This is a genomic window from Herbiconiux gentiana (assembly GCF_024978135.1).
GTDB lineage: Bacteria > Actinomycetota > Actinomycetes > Actinomycetales > Microbacteriaceae > Herbiconiux > Herbiconiux gentiana.
On the sequence record NZ_JANTEZ010000001.1, the window covers coordinates 156001 to 172900 of the forward strand.

Sequence of the window (16900 nt, forward strand, 5' to 3'; positions counted from 1 at the left end):
ATCCCCAGAGCGAAAGCGTGTGATGTCCGACTCACCTCAGCAGCAGGAAGTGCTGATCGTCACGGGCATGTCGGGGGCGGGCCGGTCCACCGTGGCCAACGCCCTCGAAGACCTGGGCTGGTACGTCGTCGACAACCTCCCGCCGCAGATGCTCAGGCCGCTCGTCGATCTCGCCGAGCACGCCGGGTCGACCCTGCCGCGCATCGCCGCGGTGGTCGACGTGCGCGGGCGCGACTTCTTCGCCGACCTGCAAGACATGATCCAGGCGCTCCGCAGCGGCACCCAGCTGCGCGTGGTGTTCCTCGAGGCCACCGACCAGGCGCTGGTGCGGCGGTTCGAGCAGGTGCGGCGACCGCATCCGCTGCAGGGCAACGGCACCCTGCTCGACGGCATCGGGGCCGAGCGTTCGCGCCTCAGCCCCATCCGGGAGTCGAGCGACATCATCATCGACACCTCCGACCTGAACATCCACCAGCTCGCCACGGTCGTGCAGGAGAAGTTCTCGCACGCCGACACGGCCGGCGTGCAGGTCACGGTGATGAGCTTCGGCTTCAAGTACGGTGCGCCCACCGATGCCGACGGCATCGCCGACGCCCGTTTCCTGCCCAACCCGTTCTGGGTGCCCGAACTGCGGGCCCACACGGGGCTCGACCCCGAGGTGAGCGAGTACGTGCTCGGGCAGTCGGGCGCGCGCGAGTTCGTCGAGGCCTACGCCAAGGCCCTCGAGCCGGTGCTCGCCGGCTACCAGCGCGAGAACAAGCGCCACGCGACCATCGCGATCGGCTGCACGGGCGGCAAGCACCGCTCCGTCGCCATCGCCCGCGAGCTCTCCGAGCTGATCGGCGCCTTCCCCGGCGTGGTGGTCAACGTCAAGCACCGCGACCTCGGTCGCGAGTGACCAGCAACAGAAGAAGGTTCTGAATAGTGGCTCTCACAGCCGATGTGAAAGACGAGCTCGCCCGGGTCGTCGTCACCAAGACGACGGTCCGCGCGGCCGAGCTCGCGACCGTCCTCCGCTTCGCCGGCGGGCTGCACCTCATCTCGTCCCGCATCGCCATCGAGGCCGAGCTCGACACCGCCGACATCGTCAAGCGCGTGCTGCGCGACCTGGCCGAGCTCTACGGCGTGAAGGGCGACGTCTCGAAGGTCGCGCCCTCGGGCGTCCGACGCGAGGGCTTCTTCCTCGTGCGCGTCATCGAGGGCGGCGAGACCCTGGCCCGTCAGACCGGGCTGCTGGATGCGCGGCGGCGCCCCATCCGCGGCCTCCCCAACCGGCTGACCACGGGCGGCCGAGACGACCTGGCGGCCGTCTGGCGCGGCGCGTTCCTCGCCGCCGGCTCGCTCACCGACCCCGGACGCTCGGCGGCCCTCGAGGTCACCTGCCCCGGCAACGAGGCGGCCATGGCGCTCGTCGGCGCGGCCTCCCGGCTCGGCATCGCCACCAAGGCCCGCGAGGTGCGCGGCGTGCACCGTGTCGTCATCCGCGACGGCGAGGCCATCGCCGCGATGCTCTCCGTGATGGGCGCCGCCAAGACGGTGACCACCTGGGAGGAGATGCGCCAGCGCCGCGAGGTGCGCGCCACGGCGAACCGCCTGGTGAACTTCGACGACGCGAACCTCCGCCGCTCGGCGCAAGCCGCCGTCGCCGCCTGCGCCCGCGTCGAGCGTGCCATGGAGATCCTCGGCCCCGAGATCCCCGACCACCTCAAGTACGCCGGCGAGCTGCGACTGGCGCACCGGGAGTCGAGCCTCGACGAGCTCGGCCACCACGCCGACCCGCCCATGACGAAGGACGCGATCGCCGGCCGCATCCGCCGCCTGCTCGCGATGGCCGACAAGCAGGCCGTCGACCTGGGAATCCCCGGTACGGAGGCCAACCTTCCGCCCGACCTCGACGACTGATCCCGCCCCAGCGGGAATAGACTGATCAGGTCACTCACAGCCGCCGCTCATCCGGCCGGCGGCCTCTAGAACGAGGAGATCATCAATGGCTGAGTACACTCTGCCTGAGCTGCCGTACGACTACGCTGCGCTCGAGCCCCACATCAGCGGCAAGATCATGCAGCTCCACCACGACAAGCACCACGCGACGTACGTGGCCGGCGCCAATACGGCCCTCGCCGCACTGGCCGAGGCCCGCGCATCCGACAACCTGGCGAACGTCAACAAACTGGAGAAGGACCTCGCCTTCAACCTGGGCGGGCACGTCAACCACTCGGTGTTCTGGACGAACCTGACCCCCGACACCCAGACCCCCGAGGGCGAGCTGGCCGCGGCCATCGACGACGCCTTCGGTTCGTTCGAGAAGTTCCAGGCCCACTTCACCGCCGTCGCGCTCGGCGTGCAGGGCTCGGGCTGGGCCGTGCTCGGCTGGGACGTCATCGGCCGGCAGCTCACCGTGTTCCAGCTGTTCGACCAGCAGGGCAACGTGCCGTTCGGCGTCGTGCCGCTGTTCATGCTCGACGTCTGGGAGCACGCCTACTACCTCGACTACCTCAACGTGCGCGCCGACTACATCAAGGCGGTGTGGAACATCGCCAACTGGTCGAACGTCGCCGCCCGCCTCGAGGCGGCCCGCACGAAGACCGAAGGCCTGCTGGTACTGTCATAGCGACGCCGGATGCCGGGGCCGACCACGCCGGTCGCCCCGGCATCCTTCTCCACGGCTACCCACCACCACATGCCCGACAGGGCCCCAGCAACAGGAGCAATCTGTGTCCGTAAAGATCGGCATCAACGGCTTCGGCCGTATCGGCCGTAACTTCTTCCGCGCCGCCCTCGCCAAGGGCAGCGACATCGAGATCGTCGCCGTCAACGACCTGACCGACAACAAGGCGCTCGCGCACCTTCTCAAGTACGACTCCATCACCGGCCGCCTCGACGCCGACGTGACGCTCGACGGCGACAAGATCGTCGTCAACGGCAAGCCGATCATCGTGCTCGCCGAGCGCGATCCCGCCGACCTCCCCTGGGGCGAGCTGGGCGTCGACATCGTCATCGAGTCGACCGGCCGCTTCACCAAGAGCGACGACGCGCGCAAGCACATCACCGCCGGCGCGAAGAAGGTCATCGTCTCGGCTCCCGCCACCGGCGACGACGTCGCGACCCTGGTGCTCGGCGTGAACGAGGGCACCTACGACCCGCAGGTGCACGACATCATCTCGAACGCCTCCTGCACCACGAACTGCCTCGCGCCGCTCGCCAAGGTGCTGCTCGACAACTTCGGCATCGAGCGCGGCCTGATGACGACGGTGCACGCGTACACCGCCGACCAGAACCTGCAGGACGGCCCGCACAGCGACCTCCGTCGTGCCCGCGCCGCCGCGCTGAACATCATCCCCACCTCGACCGGTGCGGCGAAGGCCCTCGGCCTCGTCATCCCCGAGCTCGTGGGCAAGCTCGACGGCTACGCGCTGCGCGTGCCGGTTCCGACCGGTTCGATCACCGACCTCACCGTCGAGCTGACCAACCCGGCCACGGTCGAGCAGATCAATGAGGCGTACAAGAACGCCGCCCAGGGCGACCTCAAGGGCATCCTGAGCTACACCGAAGACCCGATCGTGTCGAGCGACATCGTCTCCGACCCGCACTCGTCGATCTTCGACGCCGGCCTCACCAAGGTGATCGGCAACCAGGTCAAGGTCGCCTCCTGGTACGACAACGAGTGGGGCTACTCGAACCGACTCGTCGACATCGCCGAGTTCGTCGCCGCCAAGCTGTAGCAACCCCTCAGCCGGTGGTGCCCCCTCGCTCTGCGCGTCCGGGCACCACCGGCTCCTGACTGAAAGCGATCCCGTGACGCTCCGCACCCTCGACTCCCTCGGATCGCTCGCCGGCAAGCGTGTCGTCGTCCGCTGCGACCTCAACGTTCCTGTGAAGGACGGGGTCATCACCGACGACGGCCGCGTGCGCGCGAGCCTCCCCACCCTCACCGCGCTGCTCGAGCAGGGCGCCCGCGTCGTGGTCGTCAGCCACCTCGGCCGCCCCGACGGCGCTCCCGAGGCCAAGTACTCACTCGAGCCCGTCGCGAAGCGCCTCGGCGAGCTGCTCGACGCCCCCGTCGCGTTCGCCCACGACACCGTCGGTGACGAGGCGACGGATGCGGTGGCCGCCCTAGAGGACGGTCAGATCGTCGTGCTCGAGAACCTGCGCTTCAACCCCGGCGAGACCAGCAAGGACGAGGGGGAGCGCCGCGCGTTCGCCGAGAAGCTGGCCGCCTACGGCGACGCCTTCGTGTCCGACGGCTTCGGCGTGGTGCACCGCAAGCAGGCGAGCGTCTACGACCTCGCCGAGCTGCTGCCGAGCGCCGCGGGTCTCCTCATCCAGACCGAGCTCGAGGTGCTCGACCGTCTCACCGCGAACCCGGAGCGTCCTTACACCGTGGTGCTCGGCGGCTCGAAGGTCTCCGACAAGCTCGGGGTGATCGGCCACCTGCTTCCCAAGGTGAACACGCTCCTCATCGGCGGCGGGATGCTCTTCACCTTCCTGAAGGCCCAGGGTCACGCCGTGGGCTCGAGCCTCCTCGAGGAGGACCAGCTCGACACCGTGCGCGGCTACCTCTCGAAGGCCGACGAGCTGGGCGTGCGCATCGTGCTGCCGACCGACATCGTCGTGGCCTCGAAATTCGGCGCCGACGCCGACACCGCGGTCACCTCGGCCGACTCCATCGAGGAGACGCCGTTCGGTGCATCCGGTCTCGGGCTCGACATCGGCCCCGACACCGCCGCCGCGTTCGCGGAGATCATCGCCGACTCGAAGACCGTGTTCTGGAACGGGCCCATGGGCGTATTCGAGCTCGAGCCCTTCGCGGCCGGCACCAAAGCCGTGGCGCAGGCCCTCACCGAGGTCGACGGCCTCGGTGTGGTCGGAGGCGGTGACTCGGCCGCGGCCGTTCGCGCCCTCGGCTTCACTGACGACCAGTTCGGTCACATTTCAACCGGAGGCGGTGCCAGTCTCGAATTCCTCGAGGGCAAGCGTCTCCCCGGCCTGGAGGTCCTCGGATGGTCCTGAAGCGCACGCCCCTGATCGCGGGCAACTGGAAGATGAACCTCGACCACCTGCAGGCGATCGCCTTCGTGCAGAAGCTCGCCTGGTCGCTCGACGACGCGAAGCACAGCTTCGACGACGTCGAGGTCGCGGTGTTCCCCCCGTTCACCGACCTGCGGTCGGTGCAGACCCTGGTGGCGGCCGACAAGCTGTCGCTGGCCTACGGCGGGCAGGACATCTCCGAGCACGAGTCCGGTGCCTACACCGGCGAGATCTCGGGGCAGTTCCTCGCCCAGCTCGACACGAAGTTCGTCATCATCGGCCACTCCGAGCGGCGCACGCTGCACGGCGAGACCGACGAGATCGTCGCGGCCAAGACCAAGGCGGCCGTGAAGCACGGCATCGTGCCGATCATCTGCGTCGGCGAGACCGCCGACGACCTCGAGAAGCACGGCCAGAGCGCCGTGCCCGTGGCGCAGCTGACCGCGGCGATCGAGGGCCTCAAGGCCGGCGTCGACATCGTCGTCGCCTACGAGCCGGTCTGGGCCATCGGCTCGGGTCAGGCCGCCACGCCCGAGCAGGCCGAGACGGTGGGCGCCGCGCTGCGCGCCGTGCTCGCCGAGAAGCTCGGTGACGACACGGCCGCGGCGACCCGCATCCTCTACGGCGGCTCGGTGAAGTCGGGCAACATCGCCGGCTTCATGCGTGAGCCGAACGTCGACGGAGCCCTCGTCGGCGGCGCGAGCCTCGACGTGACGGAGTTCGCCGCCATCGTCCGCTACCAGAAGCACGTTGGAGTGTAGACTGACCTCTGGTCTTCGGGGGAAGCAACCCCGCTACCGACGTATGTGAAAGGCAAGCAGTGCAAATCCTTCAGGTCATCCTCCAGGTGGTTCTCGCCATCACGAGCCTGCTTCTGACACTCCTCATCCTGCTCCACAAGGGGCGCGGTGGCGGTCTGTCCGACATGTTCGGCGGCGGCGTCACGTCCAACCTGGGAGCGTCCGGCGTCGCCGAGCGCAACCTGAACCGCATCACCGTCATCCTGGGGCTCGTCTGGGTCGCCAGCATCATCGTGCTCGGGCTGATCACCAAGTTCGACACGGGACTGTAGGGGGAATACGAATGGCTTCAGGAGGAAGTGCGATCCGCGGATCGCGCGTCGGCGCCGGTCCGATGGGGGAGCAGGACCGCGGTTTCCACGCGGAGCGCATCCAGGTCTCGTACTGGGACGCCCTCGGCAACGAGACGGTGCGCTACTTCGCGGCGAACCTGCCCGACGAGGAGATCCCCGAGGTCATCGACTGCCCGACCTCGGGTCTGCCCGCCGGTCGCGACAAGGCCAACCCGCCGTCGGTCGCCAAGCTCGAGCCCTACAAGACGCACCTCGCCTACGTGAAGGAGCGCCGCACCGAGCAGGAGGCCGAGCAGCTGCTCGAAGACGCTCTGACCCAGCTGCGCGAGCGTCGCGGCACGGTCGCCAAGTAGCTCGGACCGAAGCACAGCAGCACGTCGGCACGTCAGCACGGAAAAGGGAGGCTCTCGATTCGAGAGCCTCCCTTTCGCGTACCCGGCGCCGCCGGGATGAACCTCAGTAGCTGGGAGCGATCAGCGCCTCGGGAACCTCGGCCGCAGCCTCCTGGTCGACGAAGAACACGGTGCGCTTGCGCCCCTGGGCGCCGGCGACCGGAACCTCGTCGACGCTCGCGCCCGCCAGGGCCAAGCCGATAGCCGAGGCCTTGTCGGCACCGGCGAGCACCATCCAGATGCGGTCGGCCGACTGGAGCACCGGAAGGGTGAGGCTCAGGCGCTCGGGCGGAGGCTTGGGCGAGTTGCGCACCGGCACCACCGTGGCGTCGGTGATGCGGATCTCGTCGTGCCCGGGGAAGAGCGAGGCGATGTGCCCGTCGGGCCCGACACCGAGGAACATGATGTCGAAGCGCGGGAACTCCTTGCCCTCCGGCGCGGCCTCGGCGAGCTCCCGGGCGTAGACCCGGGCCGCCTCGTCGAGGTCGATGCCGTCGTCGGACGAGGGGAACGCATGCACCTTCGACTCGTCGACCGGAACGTGGTCGAGGAGCGCGCGGCGCGCCTGCAGCTCGTTCCGGTCGGCATCGTCGCGGGCCACGAAGCGCTCGTCACCCCACCAGAAGGTGATGCGCGACCAGTCGATCGAGTGCGAGGCGGGGGAGGTGCGGATGGCCTCCAGCACCTTCTCGCCCATCGTGCCTCCGGTGAGCACGACGTTCGCCTCGTCGAACTCGTCGAGGATGTCGATCATCTTGGTGATGAACCGTGCGGCCACCGAGCCCGCGAGGGACTCCTTGTCGGGGTGCACGAGGACTCGGCGGTCAGTGGTCATCGAATATCGTCCCTACCCTGTCAGACCGCGTCGCGGACGCCGGCGTCTTTCGACTCCAGCAGCTCGGACAGCCCCTGGGAGATCACTTCACCATACAGGTCGTCCGGATCGAGCCGTCGCAGCTCCTCGGCCAGGCAGTCGCGCAGATTGCGGCGCGGCAGCGACAGGTCGTGGGTGGGCTGGTTGGGCTGGCTGAGACGGGCCACGTTGGGCACGTCGCGCACCAGTTCGATGTCGCCGCTCTCCCGCGTGAGGATCACGCCGTGGATACCGCTCGACCCGTTCGACCGCGACAGCAGACCGTACTTCACGGGCACCTGCAGCTGGTGCCGCAGCCAGGCGGCGAGCAGCAGGGTCGAGGGGGAGTCGGACGCGCCGGAGACCTCGATGGCCGTGACCGGCTCGTAGGGCGGCTGGTCGAGCACCGCGGCGAGCTGGGCGCGCCACAGGGTGAGGCGCGTCCAGGCGAAGTCGGTGTCGCCCGGGGCGTAGCTCTCGGCCCGGCGCAGCAGCGCCTCGTAGGGGTTCGGCTGGTTCGACGAGTCGGTGATGCGGCGGGTCGCGATGCGGCCGAGGTCGGACGTCGACACGTCGTCGGGTGCCGCGCCGGGCCACCAGACGACCACGGGGGCGTCGGAGAGGAGCAGCCCGGTCACGAGCCCCTCCTGGTCGCTCGCCGCGGCGCCGTAGGCGCGCAGCACGACGACCTCGCTCGCCCCGGCGTCGCCGCCGACGCGGATCTGCGCGTCGAGACGCGCACCCCGGCCGGTGTTCATGCCGTCGTTCGCGGTGTCGGTGGAGACCACGATGACGCGCATCGGGTGCTCACGGGAGGCGTCGTTGGCCGCCTCGATGGCGTCCTCCTCCTCGCCGAGCGAGGTGACGATCACGAGGGTGAGCACCCGGCCCAGGGCGACGGCGCCGCCCTCCTCGCGGATCTTCACCAGGGACTTCGAGATCTTGCTGGTGGTGGTGTCGGGCAGATCGACGATCACGGGCGTCTCCAAACTCTTCCGTCGCGGGCCAGCAGTTCGTCGGCCGAAGCGGGGCCCCAGGTTCCGGGACGGTACTGCTCGGGCTGGCCCTGGGTGCTCCAGTACTCTTCGATGGGGTCGAGGATCATCCACGACAGCTCCACCTCGCGCTGACGCGGGAACAGGGGCGGGTCGCCGAGCAGCACGTCGAGGATGAGCCGCTCGTAGGCCTCGGGGCTCGCCTCGGTGAAGGCGTGGCCGTAGCCGAAGTCCATGGTGACGTCGCGCACCTGCACGCCGGCGCCCGGCACCTTCGAGCCGAAGCGGATGGTCACTCCCTCGTCGGGCTGAACCCGGATCACCAGGGCGTTCTGCCCCAGCTCCGAGGTCTGACTCTCGGCGAAGAGGTACTGCGGGGCGCGCTTGAACACGACCGCGATCTCGGTGACGCGACGGCCGAGGCGCTTGCCGGCGCGGAGGTAGAACGGCACCCCGGCCCAGCGGCGCGTTCCCACGTCGAGCTTGACCGCGGCGTAGGTCTCGGTGGTGGACTGCGGGTTCATGCCGTCTTCCTCGAGGAAGCCGAGCACCTTCTCGCCGCCCTGCCAGCCGCCGGAGTACTGCCCGCGGGCGGTCACCGTGCTGAGGTCGTCGGGCAGCTTCACCGCGGCGAGCACCTTCTCCTTCTCGGCGCGCAGGTCGGCGGCGTCGAACGAGATCGGCTCCTCCATGGCCGTGAGGGCCATCAGCTGGAGCAGGTGGTTCTGGATGACGTCGCGCGCCGCACCGATGCCGTCGTAGTAGCCGGCACGGCCGCCCACCCCGATGTCCTCGGCCATGGTGATCTGCACGTGGTCGACGTAGTTCGCGTTCCAGATGGGCTCGTAGAGCTGGTTCGCGAAGCGGAGCGCCAGGATGTTCTGGACGGTCTCCTTGCCGAGGTAGTGGTCGATGCGGAACACCGAGTCGGCCGGGAAGACCGACTCGACGACGTCGTTCAGCTCGCGGGCGGTCTTCAGGTCGCTGCCGAAGGGCTTCTCGATGACGACGCGGCGCCAGCGGCCCTCCTGCTGGTCGGCCAGCCCGGAGCGGCGCAGCTGTTCGGTGACGAGCGGGAACGCCTTCGGCGGGATCGACAGGTAGAAGGCGTAGTTGCCCATCGTGCCGCGGTCGCGGTCGAGCTCGTCGATCGTCTCCTTCAGCTGCTCGAAGGCCGCGTCGTCGTCGAACTCGCCCGAGACGAAGCGGATGCCCTCGGACAGCTGACGCCACACGTCCTCGTCGAACGGGGTGCGGGAGTGCTCCTTGACGGCGTCGTGCACGACGCGCTCGAAGTCCTGGTCCTCCCAGTCGCGCCGGGCGAAGCCGACGAGGGAGAAGCCGGGCGGCAGGAGGCCGCGGCTGGCGAGGTCGTAGACCGCCGGCATCAGCTTCTTGCGCGAGAGGTCGCCGGTGACACCGAAGATCACGAGGCCGGAGGGGCCCGCGATGCGGTTCAGACGGCGATCTGTGGGAAGCCGGAGCGGGTTGTACTCCGGGGTGATCTCAACGGGAGGCATTGATCTCCTAGGTTCGGGGCCGGACCTCCTCAGCGCAGGACGCTGAGGAGGGTCGCGGAATCGAGGGACGCGTCAGTGAGGTTCAGTCGCAGCACGGGCCGGCCGTGCTGCTCGAGGACGGCGGCATCACCCGCGGCCTGGGCCTGGATGAGCTGGCCGAAGCTGAACGGGCGGTCGGGGATGGCGAGGTCGGCGCCGGTGTCGGCGGTGATCTGCAGGAACACGCCGGTGGCCGGGCCGCCCTTGTGGTACTGCCCCGTCGAGTGCAGGAACCGGGGGCCCCAGCCGAAGGTGACGGGACGCCCGGAGCGGGCGGCGAGCAGGTCGCGCAGCTCGGCGAGCTGCGGCAGCGCCGTGCGGTCGACGTACGCCATGACCGCGAGGTAGCCGTTCGCCGGCAGCGAGCCGATCAGGGCGTCGACGGATGCGCGCACCGACGTCGCTCCCGAGATCACGCCGGCCGTGCCGCGCACCTCGATGCCGTCGTCGACGAACGCGGGCGCCTCGGGTTCGGGGCGGGAGTCGAGCAGACCGCGGGCGGCCTGCTTCGCCGACTCCACGTCGGGCTGGTCGAACGGGTCGATGCCGAGCAGGCGCCCGGCGACGGCGACCGCGTACTCCCAGGTGAGCAGCATGGCCCCCAGGGAACCGCTGATCAGCACCTCGCCGGGGTGACGCTCGCGCAGGTGGAACTCGTTCGCGTCGGCGACCAGCCGCACGATCTGCAGATCGGGCAGGTGCTCGGACAGCTCGGGGGAGTCGACGTCGAGCACGACGGGCAGGAGACCCTTGCCGTCTTTGCCCGTCGACTCGGCGATCAGCTGCTCGGCCCAGTCGGCGAAGCCCACGATGTGGGTTCCGTCGGAGACGATGCCGGTCTTGTCGCGGAGCGGGGTGGCTCCGGCGATCGCGGCCCCGAGGATGAGGCCGAAGTTCTCGTCGCCGTCCTCCGCGAGGTTCAGCGAGATCGCCTCGGCCTCGTCGAGCAGCTCGTCGATCGCCGCACCGGCGAGCCCCGAGGGCACGAGCCCGAAGGCGGTGAGCGCCGAGTAGCGCCCGCCCACGTCGGGGTCGGCCAGGAACACGCGGTAGCCGGCCGCCCGGGCCTCGGCCTCGAGCGGCGAACCGGGATCGGTGACGATCACGATGCGCTCGGCCGGGTCGATGCCCGCGGCGCGGAACGCCGCCTCGTAGGCCCGGCGCTGGCTGTCCGTCTCGAGCGTTCCGCCCGACTTCGACGAGGCGATCAGCACCGTCGAGGCCAGACGGTCATCGAGCGCGGCCCGGATCTGCTCCGGCGCGGTCGAGTCGAGGATGGTGAGCTCGACACCCAGTGTCTTCGTGATGACCTCGGGGGCGAGCGAGGAGCCGCCCATGCCCGCGAGCACGAAGTGGTCGATCCCGGCGGAGAGGAACTCGGCGCGCAGCGCCTCGATCTCGGCGACGAGCGGACGCGAGACGGAGACTGCCTCGACCCAGCCGAGCCGCTTGGAGGCCTCCGCCTCCGCGGCTGAACCCCACAGCGTGGGGTTCAGCGCGGTGATGCCGGAGGCGACGAGGTCGCCCACCAGCACCGGGACCTGTGCCTGGACGGCCGCTCGCGCGTCGCCCGACACATGGATGGCGATCGTCATTCAGCAGCCTTCAGGGCGGCGGTGACGGTGTCGAGCAGCTCGTTCCAGGACACGATGAACTTCTCGACGCCCTCCTTCTCGAGCAGCTCGGTGACCTCGGCGTACGAGATGCCCAGGGCGCCGATGGCGTCGAGCACCTTGTTGGCCTCGGCGTAGGAGTGGGCGATGGTGTCACCGCGCACCTCGCCGTGGTCGGAGAGGGCCTCGAGGGTCTTCTCGGGCATCGTGTTGACGACCGACGGGGCGGCCAGCTCGACGACGTAGGCGGTGTCGGGAACGCTCGGGTCCTTCACACCGGTCGACGCCCAGAGCGGACGCTGGGTGTTCGCGCCGCCCTCGAGCAGCAGCAGGGCGCGCTCGGTGGCGAAGGCCTGGGTCCAGACCTCGTAGGCGAGCTGGGCGTTGGCGATGCCGGCCTTGCTCTTCAGCGCGAGCGCCTCGTCGGTGCCGATGGCGGTGAGGCGCTTGTCGATCTCGGTGTCGACGCGCGACACGAAGAACGAGGCGACCGAGTGGATCTTCGACAGGTCGTGGCCCGCCTCCTTGGCCTTCTCGAGGCCGGAGAGGTAGGCGTTGATGACGTCGCGGTAGCGCTCGAGCGAGAAGATCAGCGTGACGTTCACCGAGATGCCGGCGGCGATGGTCTCGGTGATCGCCTCGAGGCCCTCGACGGTCGCGGGGATCTTGATCAGCACGTTCTCGCGGTCGACCTTGGCCGACAGCGCCTTCGCCTGGGCGATGGTGCCCTGGGCGTCGTGCGCGAGACCCGGCTCGACCTCGATCGAGACGCGGCCGTCGAAGCCCTTGGTGGCGTCGTAGATCGGCTTGAAGATGTCGCTGGCCGCGGCGACGTCGTCGGTGGTGATCTCGAACACGGCGTCGGTGACGTCGGTGTTCGTGGCGGCCAGCGCGGCGACCTGCTCGCTGTACGACTCGCCGTTGGCGAGCGCGGCCGCGAAGATCGTCGGGTTGGTGGTGACGCCCACGACGTTCTTCTCGTCGATGAGCTTCTGCAGCCCGCCGGAGGAGATGCGCTCGCGCGACAGGTCGTCGAGCCAGATCGAGACCCCGACGTCGGACAGCTTCTGAGTGTTCTCAGTCATTTCTTCTTCTCTCTTGATTTCTCGGCCGTCTGAGCGGACTCAGAGCGCGGCGAGTGACGACTTGGCGGCTTCGACCGCCGCTTCGGCGGTGATGCCGAACTCGCGGAACAGCGTCTTGTAGTCGGCCGAGGCACCGAAGTGCTCGATCGACACGCTGCGGCCGGCGTCGCCGATGTACGTGCGCCAGCCCATGTCGATGCCGGCCTCGACCGAGACGCGGGCCTTGACGGCGGCGGGGAGCACGGACTCCTTGTACTCCTCGCTCTGCTCCTCGAACCATTCGAGGGAGGGCGCGGAGACGACGCGGGCGTTGATGCCCTCGCCGGCGAGGATCGAACGGGCCTCGACGGCCAGCTGCACCTCGGAGCCCGTGGCGATGAAGATCACGTCGGGGGTTCCGTTCGGCGCCTCGGCGAGCACGTACGCGCCCTTCGAGACGTTCTTCGCCGAGGCGAAGACCTCACCGGAGGCGTCGCCGTCGCCGCGTTCGAACACCGGGATGTTCTGGCGGGTGAGCGCGATGCCGGCCGGGTTGTGCTTGCGGCCGAGGATGGTCAGCCAGGCGTGGCCGACCTCGTTGGCGTCGGCGGGGCGCACGACGTCGAGCCCGGGGATGGCCCGCAGCACGGTGAGCTGCTCGACCGGCTGGTGGGTCGGGCCGTCTTCGCCGAGGGCCACGGAGTCGTGGGTCCAGACGAAGATCGAGGGCACCTTCATCAGGGCGGCCAGACGCACCGCGGGGCGCATGTAGTCGCTGAAGATGAGGAAGGTGCCGCCGAACGGGCGGGTCTTGCCGTGCAGCACGATGCCGTTCAGGATCGAGCCCATCGCGTGCTCGCGGATGCCGAAGTGCAGCACGCGGCCGTAGGGGTTGCCCGACCACTCGTGGGTGGAGTGCTCCGACGGCACGAACGACGCGGCCGACTCGATGGTGGTGTTGTTCGACTCGGCGAGGTCGGCCGAACCGCCCCAGAACTCGGGCAGCACGGGAGCGAGGGCGTTGATGACCTTGCCCGACGCGGCACGGGTCGAGACGTCCTTGCCCGCCTCGAACACGGGGAGCGCATCCTCGAGGCCCTCGGGGAGCTCGCCGGCCTCGAGACGGTCGAGCAGCTCCTTCTTCTCGGGGTTGGCGGCGGCCCAGGCGTCGAAGCCCTTCTGCCACTCCGCGCGCTCCTCGGAGCCGCGCTGGAGCGCCTTGCGGGTGTGCTCGATGACGTCGTCGTCGACCTGGAAGTGCTGCTCCGGGTCGAAGCCGACGATCTCCTTGAGGCCCTTCAGCTCGTCGGCGCCGAGCGCCGAGCCGTGGATCTTGCCGGTGTTCTGCTTCTTCGGCGACGGCCACCCGATGATGGTCTTCAGGATGATCAGCGAGGGCTTCGAGGTCTCGGCCTTCGCCTCCTCGATCGCGTCGAAGAGGGCCTGCACGTCTTCGACGTACTCGCCCGTCTTCTTCCAGTCGACCACCTGCACGTGCCAGTGATAGGCCTCGTAGCGGGCCTTGACGTCTTCGGTGAAGGCGATGTTCGTGTCGTCCTCGATCGAGATCTGGTTCGAGTCGTAGATCGCGATCAGGTTGCCGAGCTGCTGGTGGCCGGCGAGCGAGGACGCCTCGCTGGTGACACCCTCCTCCATGTCGCCGTCGCCGGCGATCACGTAGGTGAAGTGGTCGAACGGGCTGGTGCCGGGTTCGGCCTCGGGGTCGAACAGACCGCGCTCGAAGCGCTGGGCGTAGGCGAAGCCGACCGAGGAGGCGAGGCCCTGGCCGAGCGGGCCGGTGGTGATCTCGACGCCCTTGGTGTGGCCGTATTCGGGGTGGCCGGGGGTGAGCGAACCCCAGGTGCGGAGCGCCTTCAGGTCGTCGAGCTCGAGGCCGTAGCCGCCCAGGTAGAGCTGGATGTACTGGGTGAGCGAGGAGTGGCCCACGGAGAGGATGAAGCGGTCGCGACCGAGCCAGTCCTGATCGGCGGGGTCTTTGCGCATGACCTTCTGGAACAGCAGGTACGCGGCAGGAGCGAGGCTGATCGCCGTGCCCGGGTGCCCGTTGCCGACCTTCTCCACGGCGTCGGCCGCGAGGATCTTGGCGGTGGTAACTGCTTTGTCGTCAATGGGTTCCCATTGGAGTGTAGCCACGAGGAAATTCGACCCCTTCTCGAGTGTGCGGACCAGTTCAAGGCCCGGGTTCTCCAATCATATCGAGGCGGACGGGCGCAGCCGTTCGATCCAATACACTTGACATCGGGGACAGCGATGGTCACGTGACGAGGAGTAATGGACGTAGCGGTAGACGGCCGGGTGGCCGAACGGCAGGTCAGCGCGATGGACAAGGTGCGGGGCTACATCTCCCTCACCAAGCCGCGTGTGATGGAACTGCTGCTCGTCACGACCTTCCCCGTGATGATCCTGGCGCAGGGGGGCATCCCGAATCTCTGGCTGGTGCTCGCCACGCTGGTCGGCGGCGCACTGTCGGCCGGCAGCGCCTCGGCGTTCAACTGCTACATCGACCGCGACATCGACCGGCTGATGGATCGCACCTCGCAACGGCCGCTGGTCACCGGAGTGCTCTCCGACCGTGAAGCCCTCGTCTTCGCCTGGGCCACCGGCGTCGTCTCGATCGTCTGGCTCGCGCTCACCACGAACTACCTCGCCGCCGCGCTGGCGCTGGTCGCCATCCTCATCTACGTGCTGCTCTACACGCTGGTGCTGAAGCGCCGCACCCCGCAGAACATCGTCTGGGGCGGCACCGCCGGCTGCATGCCGGTGCTCATCGGCTGGGCCGCCGTCACGAACTCCCTCTCCTGGGAGGCGCTCATCCTGTTCGGCATCATCTTCCTCTGGACGCCGCCGCACTACTGGCCGCTGTCGATGAAGTACCGCGACGACTACAAGACCGCCGGCGTGCCCATGCTCGCCGTGGTGCGCGGCCGGGTCGTCGTGGGCCTGCAGATCGTGCTCTACGCCTGGGCGATGGTGGCGTGCTCGCTGCTGCTCATCCCGGTCGGCCACATGGGGCTCGTCTACACCGCCACCGCCGTCCTCGCGGGAGCCTGGTTCCTCTACGAGTCGCACCGGCTGTACAGCCGCTCCATCCGCGATCTCAGCATCAAGCCGATGCGCGTGTTCCACGGCTCGATCACCTACCTCACGCTGGTCTTCCTCGCCGTCGCGATCGACCCGCTGCTGCCGTTCTGATGTCCACCCCGTTCAGCTGGCTCGCCGCCCGCGTGACGCTCACCCCCCGCGCCCTGCGCTGGGGCACGACCGCGGCACTCGTCGTGAGCATCCTCATCATCGTCACCGGCGGGGTCGTGCGCGTCACCGGCTCGGGCCTCGGCTGCCCCACTTGGCCCACGTGCGACGGCTCGTCGATCGCCACGACTCCCGAGCTGGGCATCCACGGGTTCATCGAGTTCGCCAACCGGGCCCTCACGGGCGTTCTGATCGTGGCCGTCGGCTGGGCGATCGTCGCGGCGCGGCTGCAGAAGCCCCGCGTGCGCAGCATGACCCGGCTGGCCTGGTCGCAGTTCTGGCTCGTGGTCGCCAACGCCATCGCCGGCGGCGTCACCGTGCGCACCGACCTCAACCCCTGGGTCGTCGCGATGCACTTCGTGATGGCCATGGCGCTGCTCACCACGACCACGCTGACGTGGCACCGTGCGCATCGCGGCCAGTCGGCCGCCGTCGACTTCCCCCGCACCGTCGGCCCGCTGGCCTGGGTGCTGGTCGCCGTCACGGCCGTGCTGATCGTCGTGGGCACCCTCGTCACCGGAACCGGCCCGCACGCCGGAGACTCGGCCGACGTGCCGCGCATGCCCTTCGTCTGGGAGCACGTGACCGTCGCCCACGGCATCCTGGGCACGCTGTCGCTCGTGCTCGGCGTGGCCGTGCTGGTGCTGGTCTCCCGGGTTCCGGGCGCCACGCTCGCCCGCCGCCGCGCGGCCACCTTCGTCGTCGTGGTGCTGCTCCAGGCCGTGCTCGGCGTCGCGCAGGCACTGCTCGGGCTGCCCGAGTGGATGGTCGTGCTGCACCTGCTCGGCTCGGCCCTGGTGTGGGTCGGTGCGCTGCGCGTGCTGCTGGACGTGCATCCGCAGCTCTGGGCCCCACCCGCACCCAGCACGTATACAATGAAAGATCAGGAACCGGCCCTCAAGGCCTAGGTTCCGCTCCCGACACACAATCTGCTCCGAGTCCGCGAATCGACGGGCATTTCGGTGTGACGATGGAATGTCGAAGACCTCTGTCCAGTTGTCCCTAACGGTAGAGGTTGCCAGCTGCAAGGAAT

At 69.1% G+C, this 16900-nt stretch carries 16 protein-coding genes; 10 read left to right on the forward strand and 6 right to left on the reverse strand.

The genetic code is table 11. The features are described from left to right. Positions 1–22 precede the first annotated feature (22 nt). The 8 genes from rapZ (at position 23) to NVV95_RS00720 (ending at position 6474) form a co-directional block, all read left to right on the forward strand. Positions 23–898, forward strand: a complete 876-nt coding sequence (rapZ, locus tag NVV95_RS00685) for an RNase adapter RapZ (RefSeq protein ID WP_173180998.1) — start codon at positions 23–25, stop codon at positions 896–898. Between the two features lie 26 nt (positions 899–924). Beyond that, entirely contained in the window at positions 925–1902 is a 978-nt protein-coding gene (gene whiA, locus NVV95_RS00690; RefSeq protein WP_259484617.1) for a DNA-binding protein WhiA, read from the forward strand. Positions 1903–1987: 85 nt separating this feature from the next. Then, positions 1988–2611 (forward strand): superoxide dismutase, encoded by a 624-nt coding sequence (locus NVV95_RS00695; protein WP_259484618.1) that lies wholly within the window; start codon positions 1988–1990, stop codon positions 2609–2611. Between the two features lie 103 nt (positions 2612–2714). Further along, a complete protein-coding gene (gap, locus tag NVV95_RS00700; RefSeq protein WP_259484619.1) occupies positions 2715–3722 on the forward strand; it encodes a type I glyceraldehyde-3-phosphate dehydrogenase in 1008 nt (335 codons plus the stop codon). A 73-nt stretch (positions 3723–3795) separates the two neighbouring features. Continuing rightward, positions 3796–5010, forward strand: coding sequence for a phosphoglycerate kinase (locus NVV95_RS00705; protein ID WP_259484620.1), 1215 nt, complete (start codon positions 3796–3798; stop codon positions 5008–5010). Then, positions 5001–5789 carry a triose-phosphate isomerase gene (tpiA, locus tag NVV95_RS00710; RefSeq protein ID WP_259484621.1) on the forward strand — a complete coding sequence of 263 codons (789 nt, stop codon included), beginning with the start codon at positions 5001–5003 and terminating at the stop codon, positions 5787–5789. Before NVV95_RS00705 ends, tpiA begins: the two co-directional genes overlap by 10 nt. Positions 5790–5848: 59 nt before the next feature. Further along, complete coding sequence (gene secG, locus NVV95_RS00715; protein WP_173180992.1) at positions 5849–6100, forward strand: preprotein translocase subunit SecG; 252 nt, start codon at positions 5849–5851, stop codon at positions 6098–6100. A gap of 11 nt (positions 6101–6111) precedes the next feature. Then, on the forward strand, positions 6112–6474 hold the full coding sequence (locus NVV95_RS00720; protein ID WP_173180991.1) for an RNA polymerase-binding protein RbpA: 363 nt from the start codon (positions 6112–6114) through the stop codon (positions 6472–6474). Between the two features lie 103 nt (positions 6475–6577). Here the strand turns inward: NVV95_RS00720 and pgl are convergent, their stop codons facing one another. The 6 genes from pgl to tkt are packed head-to-tail and all read right to left on the reverse strand — an operon-like array spanning position 6578 to position 14751. Then, the gene (gene pgl / locus NVV95_RS00725) at positions 6578–7348 is read right to left on the reverse strand and encodes a 6-phosphogluconolactonase (RefSeq protein WP_259484622.1); all 771 of its coding nucleotides are present in this window, start codon (positions 7346–7348) and stop codon (positions 6578–6580) included. Positions 7349–7368: 20 nt separating this feature from the next. Then, entirely contained in the window at positions 7369–8343 is a 975-nt protein-coding gene (locus NVV95_RS00730) for a glucose-6-phosphate dehydrogenase assembly protein OpcA (protein ID WP_259484623.1), read from the reverse strand. Further along, positions 8340–9881 (reverse strand): glucose-6-phosphate dehydrogenase, encoded by a 1542-nt coding sequence (zwf, locus tag NVV95_RS00735; RefSeq protein WP_259484624.1) that lies wholly within the window; start codon positions 9879–9881, stop codon positions 8340–8342. The genes NVV95_RS00730 and zwf overlap by 4 nt, the downstream gene beginning before the upstream one ends. A gap of 29 nt (positions 9882–9910) precedes the next feature. Further along, the gene (locus NVV95_RS00740) at positions 9911–11515 is read right to left on the reverse strand and encodes a glucose-6-phosphate isomerase (RefSeq protein ID WP_259484625.1); all 1605 of its coding nucleotides are present in this window, start codon (positions 11513–11515) and stop codon (positions 9911–9913) included. After that, on the reverse strand, positions 11512–12618 hold the full coding sequence (tal, locus tag NVV95_RS00745) for a transaldolase (RefSeq protein ID WP_259484626.1): 1107 nt from the start codon (positions 12616–12618) through the stop codon (positions 11512–11514). Before tal ends, NVV95_RS00740 begins: the two co-directional genes overlap by 4 nt. 39 nt (positions 12619–12657) lie before the next feature. Further along, positions 12658–14751, reverse strand: coding sequence for a transketolase (tkt, locus tag NVV95_RS00750; RefSeq protein ID WP_259484627.1), 2094 nt, complete (start codon positions 14749–14751; stop codon positions 12658–12660). Positions 14752–14889: 138 nt separating this feature from the next. Here tkt and NVV95_RS00755 point away from each other — a divergent pair, with 138 nt between their 5' ends. Both NVV95_RS00755 and NVV95_RS00760 read left to right on the forward strand, forming a co-directional pair. Further along, positions 14890–15810, forward strand: a complete 921-nt coding sequence (locus tag NVV95_RS00755) for a heme o synthase (protein ID WP_259484628.1) — start codon at positions 14890–14892, stop codon at positions 15808–15810. Next, the gene (locus NVV95_RS00760) at positions 15810–16775 is read left to right on the forward strand and encodes a COX15/CtaA family protein (protein ID WP_259484629.1); all 966 of its coding nucleotides are present in this window, start codon (positions 15810–15812) and stop codon (positions 16773–16775) included. The genes NVV95_RS00755 and NVV95_RS00760 overlap by 1 nt, the downstream gene beginning before the upstream one ends. The last annotated feature ends 125 nt before the right edge of the window (positions 16776–16900 follow it).

Coding starts and splice junctions, on each gene's coding strand:
- rapZ (WP_173180998.1), top strand. CDS start 23: ATGTCCGACTCACCTCAGCAGCAGGAAGTGCTGATCGTCACGGGCATG.
- NVV95_RS00695 (WP_259484618.1), top strand. CDS start 1,988: ATGGCTGAGTACACTCTGCCTGAGCTGCCGTACGACTACGCTGCGCTC.
- tpiA (WP_259484621.1), top strand. CDS start 5,001: ATGGTCCTGAAGCGCACGCCCCTGATCGCGGGCAACTGGAAGATGAAC.
- NVV95_RS00720 (WP_173180991.1), top strand. CDS start 6,112: ATGGCTTCAGGAGGAAGTGCGATCCGCGGATCGCGCGTCGGCGCCGGT.
- pgl (WP_259484622.1), bottom strand. CDS start 7,348: ATGACCACTGACCGCCGAGTCCTCGTGCACCCCGACAAGGAGTCCCTC.
- zwf (WP_259484624.1), bottom strand. CDS start 9,881: ATGCCTCCCGTTGAGATCACCCCGGAGTACAACCCGCTCCGGCTTCCC.
- NVV95_RS00740 (WP_259484625.1), bottom strand. CDS start 11,515: ATGACGATCGCCATCCATGTGTCGGGCGACGCGCGAGCGGCCGTCCAG.
- tal (WP_259484626.1), bottom strand. CDS start 12,618: ATGACTGAGAACACTCAGAAGCTGTCCGACGTCGGGGTCTCGATCTGG.
- NVV95_RS00755 (WP_259484628.1), top strand. CDS start 14,890: ATGGACGTAGCGGTAGACGGCCGGGTGGCCGAACGGCAGGTCAGCGCG.
- NVV95_RS00760 (WP_259484629.1), top strand. CDS start 15,810: ATGTCCACCCCGTTCAGCTGGCTCGCCGCCCGCGTGACGCTCACCCCC.